Source organism: uncultured Nostoc sp. (assembly GCF_964245575.1).
GTDB lineage: Bacteria > Cyanobacteriota > Cyanobacteriia > Cyanobacteriales > Nostocaceae > Nostoc.
Genome location: NZ_CAXTNP010000088.1, coordinates 1 through 18,282 on the forward strand (window position 1 = coordinate 1; position 18,282 = coordinate 18,282).

11 protein-coding genes and 2 pseudogenes are annotated in these 18,282 nt (G+C 42.6%); 6 read left to right on the top strand and 7 right to left on the bottom strand.

Annotated features, from left to right (window positions below):
- Positions 1-27 precede the first annotated feature (27 nt).
- From ACFFAP_RS15900 to ACFFAP_RS15915, 4 genes are all read right to left on the bottom strand, one after another.
- The gene (locus ACFFAP_RS15900; protein ID WP_375512108.1) at positions 28-1,197 is read right to left on the bottom strand and encodes a homocysteine biosynthesis protein; all 1,170 of its coding nucleotides are present in this window, start codon (positions 1,195-1,197) and stop codon (positions 28-30) included.
- A gap of 451 nt (positions 1,198-1,648) precedes the next feature.
- Positions 1,649-2,923: a methionine adenosyltransferase gene (gene metK, locus ACFFAP_RS15905; protein WP_375512109.1), complete on the bottom strand. Its 1,275-nt coding sequence runs from the start codon at positions 2,921-2,923 to the stop codon at positions 1,649-1,651.
- Positions 2,924-3,348: 425 nt separating this feature from the next.
- Positions 3,349-4,353 (bottom strand): phosphoribulokinase, encoded by a 1,005-nt coding sequence (locus ACFFAP_RS15910; RefSeq protein WP_375512110.1) that lies wholly within the window; start codon positions 4,351-4,353, stop codon positions 3,349-3,351.
- 533 nt (positions 4,354-4,886) lie between these two features.
- Positions 4,887-6,119, bottom strand: coding sequence for an RNA-guided endonuclease InsQ/TnpB family protein (locus ACFFAP_RS15915; protein ID WP_375512111.1), 1,233 nt, complete (start codon positions 6,117-6,119; stop codon positions 4,887-4,889).
- 423 nt (positions 6,120-6,542) lie between these two features.
- Here ACFFAP_RS15915 and petH point away from each other — a divergent pair, with 423 nt between their 5' ends.
- The 5 genes and pseudogenes from petH (at position 6,543) to ACFFAP_RS15940 (ending at position 12,650) form a co-directional block, all read left to right on the top strand.
- Positions 6,543-7,889: a ferredoxin--NADP reductase gene (petH, locus tag ACFFAP_RS15920; protein ID WP_375512122.1), complete on the top strand. Its 1,347-nt coding sequence runs from the start codon at positions 6,543-6,545 to the stop codon at positions 7,887-7,889.
- Positions 7,890-8,079: 190 nt separating this feature from the next.
- Positions 8,080-9,366, top strand: coding sequence for a homoserine dehydrogenase (locus tag ACFFAP_RS15925; protein WP_375512123.1), 1,287 nt, complete (start codon positions 8,080-8,082; stop codon positions 9,364-9,366).
- A 162-nt stretch (positions 9,367-9,528) separates the two neighbouring features.
- A pseudogene (locus ACFFAP_RS15930) lies at positions 9,529-10,277 on the top strand (Uma2 family endonuclease).
- A 259-nt stretch (positions 10,278-10,536) separates the two neighbouring features.
- Positions 10,537-11,871 carry a DUF262 domain-containing protein gene (locus ACFFAP_RS15935; RefSeq protein ID WP_375512112.1) on the top strand — a complete coding sequence of 445 codons (1,335 nt, stop codon included), beginning with the start codon at positions 10,537-10,539 and terminating at the stop codon, positions 11,869-11,871.
- Between the two features lie 80 nt (positions 11,872-11,951).
- Positions 11,952-12,650, top strand: coding sequence for a Uma2 family endonuclease (locus ACFFAP_RS15940; protein ID WP_375512113.1), 699 nt, complete (start codon positions 11,952-11,954; stop codon positions 12,648-12,650).
- Positions 12,651-12,697: 47 nt separating this feature from the next.
- Here the strand turns inward: ACFFAP_RS15940 and ACFFAP_RS15945 are convergent, their stop codons facing one another.
- From ACFFAP_RS15945 to ACFFAP_RS15955, 3 genes are all read right to left on the bottom strand, one after another.
- A complete protein-coding gene (locus ACFFAP_RS15945; RefSeq protein WP_375512124.1) occupies positions 12,698-13,828 on the bottom strand; it encodes a CO2 hydration protein in 1,131 nt (376 codons plus the stop codon).
- A 275-nt stretch (positions 13,829-14,103) separates the two neighbouring features.
- Positions 14,104-15,609, bottom strand: coding sequence for an NADH-quinone oxidoreductase subunit M (locus ACFFAP_RS15950; RefSeq protein WP_375512114.1), 1,506 nt, complete (start codon positions 15,607-15,609; stop codon positions 14,104-14,106).
- 90 nt (positions 15,610-15,699) lie between these two features.
- A complete protein-coding gene (locus ACFFAP_RS15955) occupies positions 15,700-17,556 on the bottom strand; it encodes an NAD(P)H-quinone oxidoreductase subunit F (protein ID WP_375512115.1) in 1,857 nt (618 codons plus the stop codon).
- A 661-nt stretch (positions 17,557-18,217) separates the two neighbouring features.
- On the opposite strand from ACFFAP_RS15955, the pseudogene ACFFAP_RS15960 reads away from it, so the two are divergent.
- Positions 18,218-18,282, top strand: a pseudogene (locus tag ACFFAP_RS15960) (carbon dioxide-concentrating protein CcmK); the annotation flags it as partial.

The window sequence follows — 18,282 nt, forward strand, 5'->3', positions numbered from 1 at the left end:
CCAGTCCCCAGTCCCCAGTCCCCAGTATCAAAAATCCGTCCTACGGTCTTGAGGTAGAAAAGATCGCTCCATCGGAATTGGGGAAACTGGTTCTGTCAGGGTAAACGTACCTGCTTCAATCCACTTTTTCAACTCTAGGGCGACTTGCTTAGAAAAAAACAAACTCGCTAAGGGGGCAGAGCGTACAGCTTTGCCCTCAATGGTGATCCGCCCAGATTTAAGTTGGGCGTAACTCACCAAACCAAAGGTGGGACGGACGCGCCGGGGAATGGAAAAATCCACTATTGGGGCTACTAAATCTTTATCCTGCACGGCACAGTGTTCAACTACTTGTTCATTTAATACAGGGAGTGGTACACCAACGCCTAACATCAATGAGGGACCATAGCTTTTGAAGTAACATCCCCGCACCCAGTGAGCATCCATTTGCTTGGCATCACCAATTAAAGCTAAAGTGGCTGAAGGCCCAATCGGTGTACGATTAGCTAAACGCTTTTGTAAAGGAAAATGCTGAGTGCCTTCCCAGGCGACATAGCCAATACCACCGCCTAAAAAAATTCGAGTACCTATACCAACGAGCTGCAAATCTGGGTCGTTGAGTAAGGGCGAAATAGCACCGGGGTTAGAGTAAACGGCATTCCCTAGACGCGGTTGTAAAGGGCCGAGATAGGTGAAGAGGGGGCGATCGCCACCATTTACACCAACAATAAAATTTTGATAAAGATTGCGCGGATTGAATAAATAAAACTGATTAATCGTTTCACTGGTAATTGTAGTTTCAAAAGTTGCTCTGGGATAACAATCTGTTACTTGTCCTTGCGCTTTTACGTGTATAGATTTACCAGCAATCAAATCTTCGATTACATGACCGCCGCCACGTTCTCGGACTTCTTCCCCGTCCGTCGTCTCTACAGCAGAACTCGCACCCAAATATAAATCTACTGCCCCAAAACCAGAGTATGCTGGTACACCATCTAACCAGCATCGGCGAATTTTTATCGGCGGGTCAGTGTGTCCGAGATTGATAATTGCACCACTTGATTCCATTGGCTCAAATGTGCCAGTGGTAATTACATCAACTTCTTTAGCAGCTTTAGTAACACCGATTTCTACAACTCGTGCTTTTAATTCTTCAGTTGTCAACACTACCGCACGTTGGCGGCTGATTTTCTCGTTAATTTCTGCAATTGTTCGCATTTTATCAGTGCTAGCGCTTCCTGCTATCTTCCTTTGAGTTCGACATAAAAAAAGTCTCTAATCCAGGCAGAAATTGGGTTGTATGGTTATAGGTTAGATGATAGCCAGTGCCAAAGTTTGATCAGGAAAAAAGTGTGCCTCTTGTAGCAATACTGCGTAGTTTTGAAAATTTGTAGGTTGGATTGAACTTTAGTGTTACCCAACAAACCTCTAAAAATGTTGGGTTTCTTTTCTCAACCCAATCTACATTGAAGTTATTTTTTAGGCTTAACCGAACAGTATTGCCCCTGCCCCCTGCTCCCTGCCTCTGTGCCTACACACCGATAGGATATTTTTTTAGTTGGAAATCCCTAATATTCTTGCAGCTACTAAAAAATGAGGCTATAGGCAACTTAACAACTTGCCAATACCCTCAAATAAACATGCTAGATTTTTCTAGTAGCGTATAAGCCTAAGTTAGTGCCTGAGCCACTACTGCCGAAAGTGACTCGTTTGCTGCTTGCTTCAACAATTCGGCTTTATCGGTCTGTTCCCAAGGCAAGTCTAAATCAGCCCGCCCAAAATGACCGTAAGCCGCGACGTCCTGATAAAAACGTCCGCCTCGTTCACTTGGTAAGTTACGTAAGTTGAAGGTATGGATAATCCCTGCTGGACGGAGTTCAAAGTGCTTGTTGATTAATTCCAGTAAGGTTTCTTCATCCACTTTGCCAGTGCCAAAGGTATCCACTAGGATACTTGTTGGTCGTGCTACACCAATAGCATAGGATAGCTGAATTTCAACTTTTTCTGCCAACCCAGCAGCGACAATATTTTTCGCCACATAACGAGCCGCATAAGCAGCAGAGCGGTCTACCTTCGTGGGGTCTTTGCCAGAAAAAGCGCCGCCACCATGCCGTGAATAACCACCGTAGGTGTCAACAATTATTTTCCGTCCTGTCAGACCAGAGTCTCCCTGAGGCCCACCAATGACAAATTTGCCAGTGGGGTTGACTAAAAAACGTGTTTCCTGATTAGGCTTAATTTCAATGTCGCCAAAAACAGGTTCAACCACTGCTAACCAGAGGTCTTGTTTAATTTTGGCTTGTACCGCCGTCTCATCCGTAATTTCCCCAATACTGGCTGTATGCTGGGTGGAAATGAGAATAGTATCAATACCTACTGGGCGTCCATCTTCATAGACCACAGTTACTTGGGTTTTACCGTCAGGACGCAGGTATGACAATTCACCTGTTTTGCGGACTGCTGCCAATCGGCGAGCAATGCGGTGGGCGAGACTGATGGGTAAGGGCATCAGCTCTGGTGTTTCGTTACTAGCAAAACCGAACATTATACCTTGATCGCCGGCACCAATTTTGTCGAATAGCTCATCACTATCTTGCTGGCGGGTTTCTTGGGCGGTGTTAACGCCTTGGGCAATATCGGGTGATTGTTCGTCTAAAGCTAGCAGAACACTGGTGCTGTTAGCAGAAAAGCCATTATCGGCATTGGTATAGCCAATTTCGGCAATTTTTTTGCGGGCGAGATTGACGAAATTCACATTGGCTTTGGTGGTTATTTCACCAGTAATTAGCACCAAACCAGTATTAACTACTACTTCAGCTGCAACACGGCTGCTGGGGTCTTGTGCCAGTAGGGCATCCAGAATGGTATCAGAAATCTGATCGCAGATTTTATCTGGATGACCTTCAGTGACTGACTCGGAGGTAAATAAATATCGACGAGACAAAGGAAATTCCTCCTGACTTGAGTTTTTTCGCTGACTAAATGTAAGTATTTAGTTCAACTACCTAAATTTAACGTGAGTTCGACAAACCTTTCCCTGACCTGAACTTTAGTTCAAGTCTGTGCCTCTCGCCCATCGGAGAGGGACGGTTTTGCGTAGTAAAACCTCTTAAAGGTCTTTTGATTCACCTTCTTAGGCGAACACCACATAAGCCGTTGAACTTACATTAATTTATGAAATCATAACAATATTTATACTTCAGTAGTTAGCATCTTCTTAATATTCATCAAAACCACTAGCTATAAGGTAAGTATCTATAAAAAAGATAAATCTATGCTAATTATTTTGTGAGTAAAATGTATTTAATAACACAAAAAAAAGGGACACCCGCAAGCGCCCCCACAAGCATTGATACAAACACTGCTGCTTTAAACTTGAACTGCTAACTTTGCTTCCGTAGCTGTTAGCCGCTCATAAGCAGCACGCATTTTCAAACCGGTAAGCACTTGGAAGAAACCAGTACCATTATTGGAACCTGGATACTCCCGATGCTGGAGTAACAAGTGAGTCAATTCACCCTGATATTTAGTTGATGTATTGCTGAGATGGGTTTCGATATAAATTACTTCTTCCAAGTTGTCAAATTGTCCATCGACCTCCAGTACTGAGACATAGCGGCCGTAGTAAACATCTGAACCGTAGTACAGTTGCATACCAGGATAAGAACAGGTCAGTTTGCGTCCACAAGGAGTCCAATTGATTGTTGACCCTTCATCAAATAGGTAGGTTGGCTCAAAGCCTTGCTTACCTTCCTTCTGGAGCATACGTACCCGCAAGACTCTACGCTCGGTATCGTTTTTGATTAAGTTTGTGGGCAATACCTGGAGAACCACATCGGCAAATTCTCTTTGTGGTTCGATAAATTTATCAAAGTCAGGTTTGCGGGAATTGATTTGCGCTAAGACATCTTCGTAGCGATGACCGCGTTCAGCCATATCTCGCTGGATTTTCCAGGCAATTTTGACTTCATCGCTAATGTCAAAATAAACACTGAAGTCGATTAGCGATCGCACCCGCTCATCATATAAAGGATGCAGCCCTTCAACAACTATAATGTGATTCGACTCGATCCGCTCTGGCGGATCGAGCAAGCCGGTTTCGTGATTGTAAATCGGCTTATCAATTGCTTGACCACTTTTGAGCGCTTTAATTTGCTCATACATCAGGTCAAAATTGTTTGCTCTGGGGTCTAATGCCGTTATCCCAGTTTCTTTACGCTGTTTGCGATCGAGGGAATGATAGTCATCCAAGCAAATGACTGTCATTAAATCTTCACCAAACAAATCTATCAAACGACGCAAAAACGTAGATTTCCCGCACCCAGAGTCTCCGGCTACTCCAATCAGTACCACGCGTTCCGGCTTATTTGTCATAAATCTCCTCTAAAATACTAAAATTGTCTCAATATTTTTTCACACAGCAGATTCTGAAGCCAGGAGTTTACCCCTTTGGTTTATCCTGCGTTCTTGCTACCTAGCACATCTATAAGACACCAAGCAAGTAGGCAACAAAAGTAATTAAGTTGCTACTCGTCGGACTAGCCTGAATGCTGGTATCGGTAAGTATTTAATCCTAGTGGTATATTTGATTTTAACAGAAGGGGGTATCCCATACAAGATTGCTCTCAAGAAGAATTAGGGTGGTTCATGAATCATTTTTTTGTTGATTTAGTTGTTAATTTAAAAATGGGGATCAGTACCGCCCATCAGCGTTGCGCCTTCATCAGTCCGCTACTTGTGACTAGAAACAAGACAAATGGTATAATTTTTTATTGCCGCGAATTTTTTTATGTTCCTAAATTGTAATTCCTGCTCGACAATACTTAATATATTCAAAGCAAAAATCTATCCAACGAATGAGCAAAGAACTTGCATTAGTCAAATTCTTAGCTGTGAACTACCTACACTCACCTTGCGTTACAGTGTAGGCTTCCCAATTCACCGGGGATTGCCTCTGTCTTCATAGATTTTTTACGTCCTGATGACTTTGGTCTTACATCCCCTCCAAGGGCAGAAGCGCTAGTTCCTAACGCCCATAATCGCAATCCTTCATTTTTAATATTTATTGCAGCATTGATGTCTCTATCATGCTGTCTCTGGCAGTGGGGACAATCTACAAATCTTACACCCAATGAATCATAACCATTCTGTAGCATCGGGATTGGTTGTAGGGTCTCGCTACAAAGTTGAGATGATGGGAAGAAACGACTTATTTCTTGATAAGTGTGTCCAAATTTCTCAGCTTTGTATTTAAGCATAGTTAAAAACATCCCCCAACCTTGGTCACTTATAGCCTTTGCCAGATTAGGATTTTTAACCATGTTTTTGACGGACATATCTTCTACACAAATAACTTGGTTTTCGTATGCTATTTTGCGAGATAGCTTGTGCAGAAAATCAACTCTTACTCTAGCTATTTTGCTAGAAAGTTTGGCTACTATTAGTTTAGCTTTGCGACGTTTATTAGAGGTTTTATCGGTCTTTTTAGCTAATTTATTTTGTTTGCGTTTTCTATTCTTTTCTAAAGAAGCTAATTTTTTTTTGGGAAGGTTGTACTTTGACCCCTCGGAGGTTATAGCAAAGTTTTTTAATCCCAAATCAATACCAATAGCATCTCTTATTGCTACTACTGGTTTATCCTCCTGATTAAAAAGAATAGAAGCATAGTATCTACCGTCAGCGTTTCTTAATATTGTTACAGTTGTGAATTTTGCATCGGGTAGCTCTTGATGAAACATGGCTTTAACTATCCCCAAGTTACCAGGAAACTTAATTACAGAGTCTTTTGGTATTAATTTAACGTTTTGGGGATATTGAATCGATTGTTTACCATCCTTGCACTTGAAATTAGGAAATTTAGCACGTCCCTCAAAAAAGTTGACAAACGCACTTGAAAGATTGAAGGTTACTCGCTGCAACACTTGGCTGTAGGCAAGTCCTAACCATTCATACTCCTTTTTCAATCCCGGCAACAATTTGTCCATTGCAACCTTAGAAAGACCTTTCCCTGTGTCTTTATAGGCAGTAGTTGTGGCATTAAGCATATAATTCCACAACCAGCGAGTATTGCCAAAGCATTGTGCAAGGTATGATTCTTGCTCATCGGTGGGATAAATTCTAACTAAAAAGGCTTTGTACATGGTGAAATAGTGCGTTCCTGTCACCTTGTGTCGGAAAGCACCTATTGAACCCGGAGGGGATAAACTTTACTGTGTTTATACATTCATGGTAACAGAATCAACTAGATTTGTGTTAACCTTGGGTAGTAAAGTAAAAAGCTATCTCCCTGATGGGGTGGTAGTTAACGAAAAAAAGATTAAATTGACTCATTATTAACATTCTCCACAAGACTTATCCTTTACCTTAGAAGGTGAACAGGTGTGTTTTTTGCTATGCCTGCATGTCTTTGGTGAGTGTACTTAGCAAGGCATTAATTTAATGATGCCGTTTTTCCTTCATGGCCAGTTTTGTGAAACGAAAATCCGGTAAACTAAAGCTGGCAAGGTAGGGGAATAGTTTTTTTTTGAAAAACGGTTAAGTAAATTATCGGAGTGGTAGAACGAATGTACAATCAAGGTGCTGTTGAGGGTGCTGCCAACACAGAATTAGGTAGCCGCATCTTCCTTTATGAAGTGGTGGGTTTGCGTCAGAGCGAAGAAACTGATCAAACTAGCTACCCAATTCGGAAAAGTGGCAGTGTGTTCATCAGAGTGCCTTACAACCGGATGAATCAAGAAATGCGACGTATCACTCGTCTAGGCGGCACAATTGTTAGCATCCAGCCTGTAACTGCGCTACAGCCAGTTAATGGTAAAGCCTCACTTGGGAATGCTAATAGCGAAGTCAGCGAGTTAGCTACATCTGGGGAAACTGCTAACAGTGAAGGGAATGGTAAAGCCACACCTGTAAATGCTGATAGTGAAGCCAAAGGCTTCGCTAAATCATCAGCTGAAGAACAGCTTAAGAACAAGGACAAGAAAGGCAACACCATGACTCAAGCGAAAGCCAAAAAAGACCACGGTGACGTTCCTGTAAACACTTACCGTCCCAATGCTCCGTTTATTGGCAAGGTAATATCTAATGAACCGCTAGTCAAAGAAGACGGTATTGGTATTGTTCAACACCTTAAATTTGACCTATCGGGCAGTGATTTGAGGTATATAGAAGGTCAAAGTATTGGGATTATTCCGCCAGGATTAGACAAGAACGGCAAGCCGGAAAAACTGAGACTATATTCTATCGCCTCAACTCGTCATGGCGATGATGTAGATGACAAGACAGTATCACTGTGCGTCCGCCAGTTGGAGTACAAGCACCCAGAAACTAGCGAAACAGTCTACGGTGTTTGCTCTACGCACCTGTGTTTTCTTAAGCCAGGGGAAGAGGTAAAAATTACCGGGCCAGTGGGTAAGGAAATGTTGTTACCCAATGATCCTGATGCTAATGTAATTATGATGGCAACTGGAACAGGTATTGCGCCGATGCGGGCTTATCTGTGGCGTCAGTTTAAAGATGCGGAAAGAGCAGCTAACCCAGAATACGAATTTAAAGGATTCTCTTGGCTAATATTTGGTGTGCCGACAACTCCAAACCTCTTATATAAGGAAGAACTGGAAGAAATTCAACAAAAATATCCTGATAACTTCCGCCTCACTGCTGCTATCAGCCGCGAACAGAAAAATCCCCAAGGCGGTAGAATGTATATTCAAGACCGCGTAGCAGAACATGCTGATGAATTGTGGCAGTTGATTAAAAATGAAAAAACCCACACCTATATCTGCGGTTTGCGCGGTATGGAAGAAGGTATTGATGCAGCCTTAACTGCTGCTGCTGGTAAGGAAGGCGTAACCTGGAGTGATTACCAGAAGCAACTCAAGAAAGCCGGTCGCTGGCACGTAGAAACATACTAAATTAGTCATTGGTCATTAGTCATTGGTCATTAGTCATTAGTCATTAGTTTTAGACAAGAGACGAAGGACGTAGACGCCCGGAGGGCGGCTTCCCCAAGGGTAGGACAAATGACAAAAGAAGAAGGATAATCAGTAGGTAGGGCAGACGCTCTACCTACAATTGTTATTGGTGAAATTGGGTGCAAAAATTGTGGGTGTGAAACTAGGAATACTCGGATTAGGCACCGTGGGAACGGGGACAGTGCAGTTGTTGCAAGATAGGGTTGGGCGTCACCCATTGTTGCAAGAGATAGAAATCTATCGGGTGGGAGTGCGATCACTCGATAAACCCCGGGCGGTAGAATTGTCTACGGAAGTCTTAACTACAGATTTAGAATCAATTGTCAACGATCCGGCGGTAGATATAGTTGTCGAGGTGATGGGCGGACTGGAGCCGGCGCGATCGCTCATTCTCAAAGCCTTAAGTAATGGTAAGCATGTAGTCACCGCGAATAAAGCCGCGATCGCTCGCTTTGGGGCGGAAATTTTCACAACTGCCAATCAAGCTGGCGTATACGTCATGCTAGAAGCTGCTGTGGGTGGTGGTATTCCGGTGATTCAACCCTTGAAGCAGTCGTTAAGTGTCAACCGTATTAATACTGTAATTGGTATAATTAACGGTACGACTAACTACATTTTGACACGGATGCAAACGGAAGGCAGCAACTTCAATGATGTCTTAGCTGATGCCCAGCGCTTGGGTTATGCTGAGGCTGACCCTACAGCCGATGTCGATGGCTTAGACGCAGCAGATAAAATTGCCATCCTGGCATCATTAGGTTTCAGTGGACGCATCAACCTGCAAGATGTATATACTGAAGGCATTCGGCAAGTGAGCAAAACAGATATTGCCTACGCCGAGAAATTGGGATTTGTGATTAAATTGTTAGCGATCGCTAAACGTGATACTCCCTCATCTCCCCTGTCTGTCAGAGTCCATCCTACCTTAGTGCCTCAAGCCCACCCTTTGGCTAGCATCAACGGCGTTTACAATGCCATTCTTGTCGAAGGAGAACCCATCGGACAAGTAATGTTTTTTGGCCCCGGTGCTGGTGCTGGTGCAACCGCCAGTGCTGTCACATCGGATATTTTGAATCTAGTTGCTATCCTCAAAACCAATACAGCAGTTGCAAATCCATTATTAACTTGTGGACATCAAGAATACTGCCAAATTGCACCAATGGCAGAACTGATAACTCGGTTTTACGCCCGTTTCCTCACCAATGACCAACCTGGAGTTATCGGTAAATTGGGGACTTGCTTTGGTAACTACGGCGTTAGCTTAGAGTCAATTGTCCAAACTGGCTTTCAAGGGGAACTAGCAGAGATTGTGGTTGTCACCCATGATGTGCCAGAAGGCAACTTTCGGCAAGCTTTGGCAGAAATTCGGAATTTGTCAGCGATCGAAAGCATTCCCAGCTTACTGCGTGTACTTTGAAATAAGTCGGGAGTAAGGCTCGTCAAATCGCTTTGCTCCAATTTCTAATTACCTCAAAGGATTACAATCTCCATCTTATACAGACCAAGCTGCGAGTAAAACTTGGTTAACTACGCAAGCTAAACTAAAAAATAAACTTCATCCCAGCGCGAGGCTATATCTATGACCTCTGCAACCGACCCATCCACCGCCCTCACTCCTTTCCCCGACCATACGCAGCTACCAGAGTCTGATCGTACTTTTGTGTTCGCGGAGCGGAGCGTGCCGGAGGCAAAAACTGGCAAGAGCATCCCCAAAGCATCTTACTCACTGACTCGATTACACCTGTCCTCAAACAATTACATCCTGAAGGTCAATATTGTATAGGTCAGGACTTAGGTATTTACTGGCGCTTGACAGACCCGCCAGAACGAGGAGCAGAAGCACCAGATTGGTTTTATGTAGGAAATGTACCACCCTTGCTCGATGGACAAACGCGGAGGTCTTATGTGTTGTGGCGAGAATTTATTGCCCCTTTAATTGCCTTGGAATTTGTTTCTGGGGATGGTAGTGAAGAACGAGATAAAACCCCTTGGCAGGGCAAATTTTGGATTTATGAGCAAGTAATTCATCCGGCTTATTATGGCATTTATGAAGTGAATAAAGCCAGTGTAGAAGTTTATAAATTAATTGGTGGACAATATCAGTTATTAGCAGCAAATGAGCGTGGACATTATCTGATTACGCCCTTGGGAGTTGAGTTAGGCTTATGGCAAGGAGAATATCAAAACGCCCAATTGCCCTGGTTGCGTTGGTGGGATTTGCAGGGTAATTTGTTGTTGACTGGTGAGGAAAGAGCCGAACAGGAAAGACAAAGAGCCGATCGCTTAACTGCTCAATTGCGATCGCTTGGTGTTGAACCAGAAGTATAGGTTTTTAGCTTTAAGGTGTGATTGCTCGGATGTTACCGGAGGCGATCGCGCTAATTTTCTATTTGCTTGGATAAGGTAAACAAGTAATAGACTAGACACGTAGAGGCGCAAAATTTCGCGTCTCTATCATTTTGAAAGATAGTAGCATTGAAATATGCCAGTTAAAAAGCTCCATTTGGTGATGTAGTAACACCAAGCATCACTAATAACTGAGTGAACAAACAAGTGTTAATACTAAGGAATAAGCGCTGTGACATATTTGAGTAACTACAATGCAGAATTAGCTGATGAAGAAACTTTAGAAGAAGAACAAGAGGAAAAAGTTACTTTCCAGTATGACCCTGATAAAATTAACATTGTAACTAGGGAACCAACAATAGAGTTATTGCTTAAAAGAATCAATGAAGAAGCCCTTGATTTAGCACCTGATTTCCAACGTCATGCGGATATATGGAAAGAAGATGCCCAAAGCAGGCTTATAGAATCTATTATTATCCGTATCCCCATACCAGCATTTTATATAGATGCTACTAATGAAGATAAATGGTTAGTAGTCGATGGATTACAGCGTCTATTTGCACTAAAGCGTTTTATTCTCGACAAAAAACTCAAACTATCTGGATTAGAATATCTTACAAATCTGGAAGGTAAAACCTACGATCAAATTGATCGCAGATACCAACGCCGCCTTGAAGAAACTCAACTAACAGTATATTTGATCGAAAAAGGCACACCTCCAGAAATTAAATATAATATTTTCAAACGCATTAATACAGGAGGGCTTGCTTTATCTCCTCAAGAATTACGCCATGCTCTTAATCCTGGTAAGGGAACAAAGTTTTTAACTAAAGTTGCTGCATATCCCAAATTTCAACAGGTAGTTAAAATTGGAGATAAGCGGATAATGCGTATGGATGATCGAGAATTTATACTAGGTTTCCTAGCCTTTACTTTGACTTCTTATAAAGATTATGCCGACAACAGAGATACTTTTTTAACTAAAGCACTATCTAAGACAAATAAACTCTCTGAAACCGAGCTAAATAATATTGAGAATAATTTTCAAAAAAAAATTATAGCTAACTGGAACATCTTTGACAAAAATGCATTTCGGAAAATATCTAATTCTCAGACAAGACAGTTTCCTATAAATAAAGCTCAAAATCTTTCTTGGATACAGGAACGGCTGAAAACAGGGGTTCGTGATGGTTGCAATTTATGGCAACGTAAAAAAGATTTATTTCCCTCTCTCAGCTTTTGTGAAAGTGTCGGTCAACAAATACAAAGCCTTGGCAATGGTAGCCCTATGTTACGACAAATTGTCAGAAAGTTGTTTGAACTAGAAAACTGTTGTAAAACTTGGAGAGATGGAGATTTTGATTTAGACCTTGTTGCCAGTAAAGTTACTCCAGAAAGTGACTCTAGGCTTCAAAGTTTAGAGGATAAGCTAACCTTTAAGTGTCCTGATGATGTGTATCGTATATTCAGTTTGCACCTAAGAATGACTGGTGCAGGGGCTTGGCGGCTTCATTTTTCTACAGAATTAGGGCTTGGCAAAATCATCATTGGGTACATCGGGCCAAAAATCCAATAATCTTAAAGCCTAATCATAAAAAGCGATCGTCTACGCTTGCTAAACTAAAAAACAACCCTTACTCCTGCAAAGGTAGTCTTATGACCTCTGCAACCGATCCATCCACCGTCCTCACCCCGTTCCCAGACCATACACAACTTCCTGAGTCTGACGGTACTTTCGTGAAAAACTTTCAGGAACATCCCCAAAGTATTCTCCTAACGGACTCTATTAAACCGATATTACAAAAACGTCATCCTGATGGGCAATACTGTATTGGTCAAGATAGCGGTATCTCCTGGCGCATCACTGACCCCCCAGAAAAAGGCGCAGAAGCACCAGACTGGTTTTATGTAGGGAATGTACCACCTACTTTGAATGGACAAACGCGCAGGTCTTATGTACTATGGCGAGAGTTTATTGCCCCATTGATTGCATTGGAATTTGTTTCTGGCGATGGTAGTGAGGAGCGAGATAAAACTCCGTGGAAGGGGAAATTTTGGATTTATGAGCAGGTGATTCGTCCTCCCTTCTACGGCATTTATGAAGTGAATAAAGCCAGCGTGGAAGTTTATGAATTAATTGGTGGACAATATCAGTTATTAGCAGCAAATGAACGGGGACATTATCCTATACATCCTTTAGGAGTTGAGTTAGGAATTTGGCAGGGACAATATTACAATATGGAATTACCTTGGCTACGCTGGTGGGATTTGCAAGGTAATTTGTTGTTGACTGGTGAAGAAAGAGCCGATCGCTTAACTGCTCAATTGCGTAGACGCGAAGCGGCTTGTCGTTAGACATCGCTCGGCATTGAGCCAGAAGCATAATATTGATCAAAAATCAACTATTTATTCACATCCAGCAACCGCGAAGTTTGTAACCGACTCATCCACTTCTCTAAATAAACTCGATTACCTTTTTCCTCATTTGGATCTTTAGTATCCAAAGGATAAGGCATCAGTCCCAAAATCGTTGCTGTTGTCACGCAAAACATCGATTTTTGGAAACTCATGCAAATTTGTACCCGCAAATCATCTTCACCTCGAAGACTGCGACGATAAATTTTGTGCAAATACTCTGGAAGATAATGACGCATATCCTGCATCAACAAGGTGGGAGGAATACCCGCACCGCCAATAGGCAAAGGATCGGCATACAATGCGCCATATTGAAATCGAGTTTGATCTGGGGGAATTTGAGCTCCTTGGGCGTTGTATGAAACTGTACCGTGGAAAGGAGTTCCTCGGAAGAATACTGCTTCTACATAAGGTATTGCTGTATCTGCTAAGAAGGTCAAACCAACGCTTTTGGGAATGATTTCATAGACTTCATTCCGAATTTTGACGGCGTAGGTAATTGGGTTTGATGCATTTGCTACTAACCCTGCTTTAATGTGGTCTACAACTTGGGGAATCGATTTAATTTCGCCTCGGTCGTAGCGGTCTGATAAGTTGAGGAACATATCAGCCATAACTCGCCAGAATTGACCTAAACCGGTGTAGTAAGCAGAGACACGCAACTGTTCTGTTAAAAAGTCTGGAAACAGTTGATTAATACCTATAAATAAGGGATTGTTTTTAAATTTTGCGGCGATAACAGCTTGCGCTTTTTCTTGAAATTCTTTTGTATCTAAATATGTATCTAGTCCGCCGCCACCGTGCCACATCATGCCTTTCATGCAATACTCGGCATATTCAAAATTAATTCGGTCATGCCACCAGTGGCGGAGTAATTTCTGAAAAGAAACCTCTCCATTAAAGTATTTAAAAAATGGGAAAAATATTAAAAACTGATCCTCGGCAATATAGTTAAGATTTTTTGAGTAAGCATCTAAAACTACGCCATAGCTTTTAAGAATACCAACAACTTCCAGCACATTTTCTGGACTATCGGGGAGTAATGCATCTCCTTTTTGCAGACGTTCAATATACTCAGCTAAGGGATTGTGAACCGCTTTCTTTTTAATAGTTACCATTGCTATCTCTCCAAAAACTTTAGTAATTAGGGCATTGAGCATGGGGCACTTGTACTGAGCGACTTGCCTTGACTTGTGCCGAGCAACTTGTACTGAGCGTAGTCGAAGTAAGCCGAGGTAGCGAAGTCGAAAGGAGCCGTTGGCGCAGCCTCTCGTAGAGAAGTATTGGGCATTGAAAAGAGGTAGAGGGGCAGGGTGCTGCTCTTGCAGAGGGGAAAACTTTTCTCCCTTGCCCCCTGCTTCTTGCCTATTCCCCATTCCCCATTCCCTACTCCCTAATTCCTAGTCCCCATTGCTTTATCCAAGGACACTGCTACTACTACGTTTTGGCTATTCACCATTGCTGTAATTGTTGGTTCAGTCCAGCGCACTAACCAACCAGGTTGAATGCCGAAAATCACAATCAGCACAGCTAAAATTGCAGCTGGGCCGCGATCGCTCCAATACACCCGTGGTAAGTTGGTAACTTGTGCAGACAAGCGTCCAAAAAAGGCACGGTTGAGAAGTATTAGGAAGTAAACCGCAGTTAAGCCTGTGCCAATCATTGATAGCAGCGTTTGCACTGGAAAAACTGGGAAACTGCCCCGAAAAACGATGAATTCGGAAATAAATCCCAGCATTCCCGGTATCCCAGCGCTGGCCATCACTCCCACAACAATCAAGCTACCAATTACGGGCATACCGCGTTCTGGGTTCAGCAGTCCTTGGAGGACTTCTAAATCGCGGCTTCCGGCTTTTTTATACACAACCCCCACCAGCAAAAACAGCATCGCGGAAATCAAGCCGTGGCTAATCATCTGCATAACAGCACCCAATACACTTAATGGTGTAGCCGCCGCCGCCGCTAAAAGTACGTAGCCCATGTGTCCAATGGAACTGTACGCCACCATTTTTTTCATATCGGTTTGGGCGATCGCGCAGGATGCACCATACAGTACACTCGCTACTGCCCAAGTCGCTAACCAAGGAGCCACATAAGTCCAAGCTTCTGGTAACAAGTTCATGCCAAACCGCAGTAAGCCATAAGTTCCCAACTTCAACAACACTCCAGCCAACAGCACAGAAATTGGTGTGGAAGCTTCAACGTGAGCATCTGGCAACCAAGTATGGAAGGGAACTAAGGGAATTTTAATCCCGAAACCTATCAAAATTCCCCCTAGCAGTAAAAGCTGTGTCGCTAGAGGTAGAGTCGTAGGGTTCAAGGTTGCTAGTGCAAAGCTTGAGGAACCACTCAACCAAACCATGCCGAGGAAACTTGCCAAAATTAAGATTCCCGAAACGGCGGTATAAATGAGAAATTTTGTTGCAGCATAACCCCGCTTGGCCCCACCCCAAATAGCTATCAACAGATATAGCGGGATTAGTTCCAATTCGTAAAATAGGAAAAATAGTAGTAAATCCTGTGCCAGAAAAGCTCCAGTCACCCCAGCGCTTAATAGTAATATCAAAGAGTAATAAAATTTAGGACGCTGTAGGGATTCATCGCTGCTGTAAATGGCAATGCAAGTTAACAATCCATTCAAAAGCAGCAGTGGCAAAGATAAACCATCTATTCCTAGGTTATAGTTCAAACCTAAAACATCTATCCAAGGGAGAGACTCGGCAAACTGTTGAGTGATTTCCCCTGGATGGAACTGAATTGCTAGTATGATTGTCCACAAGAAAGCGATACTGGCAAAAACTAAAGCCACCCCACGGGCTAATTTCCCACTGATGCCAGAGGGTGAGAAACCAATTAAAGCTGCACCGATTAACGGCACTAGAATTAAAACACTAAGCATAGATAGAAGGGTATAGGGGACAGGGGATAGGGAAAGAGAGAGAGAATAATAATCCCTAACTCTTAACTCCTAACTTCTCACTCAGCACTCTTAAAAAGGCAATTTATTTAGTAAACCCGATGACCAGCTGATGAAAAAACCCAGGACGCTGACAACTGCTAGGATGGTCAACATATAGCCCTGAGATTGTCCAGAAATGCTGTACTTTAAAGTTTGTCCGCCTAGAATTGTTGCAAACCCAACTAAGTTGACTAGACCATCAACTAAATAGCGATCGCTCCAAGCAGAAATTTTAGATAGCAGTGCTACTGCACCCACTACCGTTACCCGATAAACTCGGTCAATATAAAAATCATAACCTAACAAGTCCTGCACAAATCTCCACGCCAAGATTCTGGATCTTGACCAAGCTTTGTGTAGATGAACTGTAGATCCTACACCTACCCCCACGACGGTAGAAGTAAACAACCCTAACGCCACATACCAATTAATACTTTCCCAATCTGGTAGCAAGTACCATTGCTGTAGCATCAAAGGCACAAGCAGAGTTAAGACTGTGAGAATCACCATTGGTAAGGCCATCTGCCAACCAACTTCTGGGGTGCGACGGGTCTTCTGTTGCGGTTTACCCCAGAAAACTAATCTGAATACTCTGGTCAAGTTCAATGCTGTCAAGCCATTAACCAATAATAAAACCCCAATCACCCAAGGGCTAATATTCACAAAACCGTCAGCCCATGCTAGCATTGCCCAAAAGCTTCCTAATGGTAGCAGTGTTACCATCCCTGCTCCACCGACAACAAAGGCAGTAGTTGTGGCTGGCATCCTTGACCACAGACCGCCCATTTCTGTTAAGTCTTGGCTTTGGGTGGTCAAAATTACTGAACCGGAACTCATGAATAATAATGCTTTAGCGATCGCATGAGTTAACAGCAACATCAAGGCCACTCCCCCTTGCTGCAACCCCACCGCCAAAAACACTAAGCCCATGTATGCACTGGTGGAATGAGACAGCGATCGCTTAATGTCAATTTGAGCTATGGATACTAATGTGGCACCTATTGCCGTTACCGTTCCCATTACTACTAATACATTCAATGCAACTGGCGACAGGGCTAACAATGGTTGTAGTTTATATAGTAAATAAGCACCACCAGCTACTACTAGTGAGTTTCTCATTACCGAAGCGGGGTTGGGCCCTTCCATTGCCTCATCCAACCAAAGATGCAGGGGAAATTGGGCGCATTTACCAGCAGGCCCAGCAATTAACGCCAACCCCAGCAATGTTGATGTCATTGGGCTTAAATTAGCTGTTTGCGCCCACTCATATAAATCCGAAAAGTTCAAGCTGCCGGCTAAGGTGGAAAGCGTCACCACTCCCATTAGCAACAACAAGTCTCCCACCCGTTTGGTTAAAAACGCATCCCGCGCTGCTGTCACTACTAACGGTTGAGCATACCAGAATCCCACTAGCAAGTAAGTCGAAAGTGTCAGCACTTCCAAAAGCCCATAGCTGAAAAACAAAGAATCACTGATTGCTAAAGCACTCAGCGCTGCTTCAAAAAATCCCAGCAGCGCAAAAAAACGCGCCAACGACCAGTCTTTTTCCATGTAACCCAGAGCGTAAACTTGTGCCAGTAGGCTTAACCCCGTAATTAAAACTGTTGCCCCAATGCTGACTGCTGAGAGTTCCAAGGCAAAAGATAAGTCTAAATCAGCAGCTTTGAACCACGTCACCAGTAACTTTTCTGGTTCTCTATCCCAGATAATGTTAAATACAAACAGGCTATGGGCAAAAGCCAAAACCGTCGTCAACAAGTTTATGTATGCCGCAGGTCTTGGCCCTGTTCGCCGAATTATTCCTATTCCCCACGGCAACGCCAAAATTGCGCCTAATAAGCTATATAACGGCACAAACCAACTTGTTGAAAATAGAAATTGATCCATTTAAATTCACCTTTACGACTCAGCCTTAATTTTCAAAAAGCTTTTATACTATTATTGATTTTACAAAATTAATTTAGTAGAAACATCAAGATTTTTTTACTCTTAATTTCAACTAAATTATCATAAGTATTTTTACTTTACTTTACCGGATTAAACTTCAATAAAATATAACTTTACATAGGTTAAAGCATTTACTTGCTTTAACCTCACTTTTGTTTTTAGATTTTTATTTCTACTTTGAACAAAGTAATTTATACGATATATTTGAAAAAATTATATATTTTTCACTTAGTCCTTGTACATATAGCAAAAATTGGCAGAACCTAGACAGAGCAGAAGATATAGCACCTTGTCCTCCCTCCCCAGATAAAATTACCCTTGGTTATGAATGTCGTTTTGTAAATGTGATAAAGAAATTATAAAGCATAAGTGGCTCCTCTAGGAATCAGTGAACTTTAATTGCTCAGGAGGACAGATAAATTTTTGTTAAGTTTTTTAAAACTTTCTTATCATAAACTATTATAGTAATTTATATTGCCAGGAAGGCCAAGCTTTCCTATGCTTAATTTGGAAGTGTTTTCTTAGCTATTAAGATAAAGCTCTCCCCGTCAAAAATTTTAAGCGACAGTACAGATTGGATTAATATTGTAGGAGTTCTGCGATGCCAATTGCAGTTGGGATGATTGAAACGAAGGGCTTTCCAGCAGTAGTGGAAGCTGCTGATGC